2 protein-coding genes are annotated in these 2678 nt (G+C 74.0%); one reads left to right on the top strand and one right to left on the bottom strand.

What is annotated here, in order from left to right; translation table 11 throughout:
* Positions 1-470: AraC family ligand binding domain-containing protein (locus tag RH94_RS42700; RefSeq protein WP_407697269.1), on the bottom strand; the 470-nt coding region annotated here is incomplete at its 3' end.
* A 110-nt stretch (positions 471-580) separates the two neighbouring features.
* Here RH94_RS42700 and RH94_RS42705 point away from each other — a divergent pair.
* The coding region (locus RH94_RS42705) for a DEAD/DEAH box helicase (RefSeq protein ID WP_234425610.1) at positions 581-2678 on the top strand (2098 nt) is incomplete at its 3' end.

Consider the following 2678-nt stretch of genomic DNA (forward strand, 5'->3'; position numbering starts at 1 on the left):
TTGAGCCGGAGCAGCCGGGTCACGGCGACCCGCAGCAGGGTGTCGGCCGCCAGCGCGTTCCCCTCGTCCGCGGCCCGCAGCACCTGGTGCACCAGCCCGACGGCGTACGGATCGTCGAGCACCGGGCTGACGAACCCCGGCGTCCCGCGAATGCCCGTCGTCTCCCCCGCGATCTCGGCGACCAGCTCGGGCGCCGGATACACCGCGCCGTACCGCCAGCCCTCGGGCACCCCCGCCCGCCCGGTGTGCGGCGTGTCGGGATTGACCAGCGCGAGCGCCCCCGGCCCCGCGTACTGATCGGATCCGCCGTGGTGGAACACCTCGACGCCCTCGGTGATGGCGGCGATCACGAAGTGCTCGTGCGTGTGGCGCACGAATTCCTTGCGGATGTAGCGGGCCCGCAGCAGATCGACACCGGGCAGTTCCTCGTACTGCCAGTGCCGCGCCCGCTCCTCAGCCGTTCCCGCCATACCCCCGATTCTCCGTCGTCGGCGCGGCGGTGCGAGCGCGGGGGCCACCGCGGGGCCGGGGTGCGCCCAGGTCAGAGGGCATTGTCAGTGGCCGGGTGCACGATGGACGCATGGTCGGCGACGCACACCGGGCCCTTGACGGCTTCTCCCCCGCGACCCGCGGCTGGTTCACGGGGGCCTTTCCCGCGCCCACCGCCGCCCAGGCGGGCGCGTGGCAGGCCATCGACGAGGACTCGGACGTGCTGGTGGTCGCCCCGACCGGTTCCGGCAAGACCCTGGCCGCCTTCCTCTCCGCCCTGGACCGGCTCGCCTCCACCCCACCGCCGGCCGACCCGAAGAAGCGCTGCCGGGTGCTGTACGTCTCCCCGCTCAAGGCCCTGGCCGTCGACGTGGAGCGCAACCTGCGCAGTCCCCTCACCGGCATCCGCCAGGAGTCCGTCCGGCTCGGGCTGCCCGAGCCCGAGGTGAAGGTCGGCATCCGCTCCGGGGACACCCCGGCCGCCGAGCGCCGCGCCCTGTCCACCCGCCCGCCGGACATCCTGATCACCACCCCCGAGTCGCTGTTCCTGATGCTGACGTCGGCCACGCGCGACGCGCTGACCGGCGTGGAGACGGTGATCCTGGACGAGGTGCACGCGGTCGCCGGCACCAAGCGCGGCGCGCACCTGGCGCTGTCCCTGGAGCGCCTGGACGAGCTGCTGCCCGGACCGGCCCGCCGTATCGGGCTGTCCGCGACCGTCCGCCCGGTCGACGAGATCGCCCGCTACCTGTCGCCGCGCCGCAAAGTGGAGATCGTCCAGCCGGAGTCCGGCAAGGAGTTCGACCTGTCGGTGGTGGTCCCGGTCGAGGACCTGGGCGAGCTCGGCGGCTCCCCGGCCACGGACGGCGACGACAAGGCGGAGCGGCCGTCGATCTGGCCGCACGTCGAGGAGCGGATCACCGACCTGGTGCAGGCCCACCGCTCGACGATCGTGTTCGCCAACTCGCGGCGGCTCGCCGAGCGCCTGTGCAACCGGCTCAACGAGATCGCCTACGAGCGGGCGACCGGCCGGTCCCTGGACGAGCACCACTCCCCGGCCGAGCTGATGGGCGGCTCGGGCGCCGCGCACGGCGCGCCTCCGGTCGTCGCGCGCGCCCACCACGGCTCGGTCTCCAAGGAACAGCGCGCCCTGGTGGAGGAGGACCTCAAGGCGGGCCGGCTCCCGGCGGTGGTCGCCACCTCCAGTCTGGAGCTGGGCATCGACATGGGCGCCGTGGACCTCGTCGTCCAGGTGGAGTCCCCGCCGTCCGTGGCCTCCGGGCTGCAGCGCGTCGGCCGCGCGGGACACCAGGTCGGCGCGGTCTCCACCGGAGTGGTCTTCCCGAAGTACCGCGGCGACCTGGTCCAGGCCGCGGTGGTCACCGAGCGGATGCGCTCGGGCGCCATCGAGTCCCTGAGGGTGCCCGCCAACCCGTTGGACGTCCTCGCCCAGCAACTGGTGGCGATCACGGCGATGGACACATGGCAGACCGACGACCTGCTCGCCCTGGTCCGCCGGGCGGCGCCGTTCGCCTCGCTGCCGGAGTCGGCGTTCACGGCCGTCCTCGACATGCTCGCCGGGCGCTATCCGTCCGACGCGTTCGCGGAGCTGCGCCCGCGCGTGGTGTGGGACCGCGTGACGGACACGGTCACCGGTCGCCCCGGCGCGCAGCGCCTCGCCGTGACCTCCGGGGGCACGATCCCCGACCGCGGCCTGTTCGGGGTGTTCCTCGCCGGCTCGGACCCGAAGAAGGGCGGCGGCCGGGTCGGCGAGCTGGACGAGGAGATGGTCTACGAGTCCCGGGTCGGCGACGTCTTCACGCTCGGCACGAGTTCCTGGCGCATCGAGGACATCACGCGCGACCGGGTCCTGGTCTCCCCCGCGCCGGGTGTGCCGGGCCGGCTGCCGTTCTGGAAGGGCGACCAGCTGGGCCGCCCGCTGGAGCTGGGCCGCGCGGTGGGCGCGTTCCTGCGCGAGGTCGGCTCCCTGCCCCAGGAGGACGCCCGGCCCAGGCTCCTGGCGGCCGGTCTCGACGCGTGGGCCGCGGACAACGTCCTGTCGTACCTGGACGAGCAGCGCGAGGCCTGCGGTCATGTCCCCGACGACCGGACGATCGTCGTGGAGCGCTTCCGCGACGAGCTGGGCGACTGGCGGGTCGTGGTGCACTCCCCCTTCGGCGCCCAGGTGC

Source organism: Streptomyces kebangsaanensis (genome assembly GCF_001906585.1).
Taxonomy (GTDB): Bacteria; Actinomycetota; Actinomycetes; order Streptomycetales; family Streptomycetaceae; genus Streptomyces; species Streptomyces kebangsaanensis.